The sequence below is a fragment of the Vibrio sp. 2130-1 genome (assembly GCF_033339515.1).
In genome coordinates this window covers 1-517 of record NZ_JAWOUT010000731.1, presented here as the reverse complement: position 1 = coordinate 517, position 517 = coordinate 1, and the positions used below count along the sequence as shown (strand labels likewise).

Genomic DNA, 517 nt, shown 5'->3' with positions numbered 1-517 from the left:
TTAATGAAGCCACACATCAGAATGAATGCGAAGAACAACATAGGGCCAGTCAGACCGATGCTTTGCAGGAAGTCAGCACCTGCAACGGCAAATACTTGGCCAAAGTTCGTCCACTTAAAGAAAGCAACAAACTGCGCAGCGAAGAACACCAACACGATGTACATGCCCATCGAAGACATTGATTTAGACATCGCATCGATAACATCACGGTCGGTTTTCATCGTGCCAACGACTTTACCGTATACAAAGCCAGGGATAGCAAAGAATACGAAGATGAAAGCGACGATACTTTTCAGGAATGGGGATCCTGCAACAGTGCCAGCGTCTGAACGTAGAATGCCGTCTTCTGGAACAATCGTCCAAGCCAACAAAGCAGACACAACCAACACAGCAAGACCAGCAACTTTCAGACCTTTCTTCTCAAGGTCAGTTAGGTTGCCCATTTTGTCGTTAGACAAATCTTCAGCCGCTTCTTCTTCGTTGTACTTGCCAAGTTTCGGCTCAACGATTTTCTCTG

At 46.2% G+C, this 517-nt stretch carries 1 protein-coding gene; it reads right to left on the bottom strand.

Features of this window, described 5'->3' with window-relative positions:
* Nucleotides 1-517, bottom strand: a 517-nt coding sequence (locus R7Q09_RS28400; protein WP_318144239.1) for an AbgT family transporter, incomplete at both ends; no start/stop codon positions are given.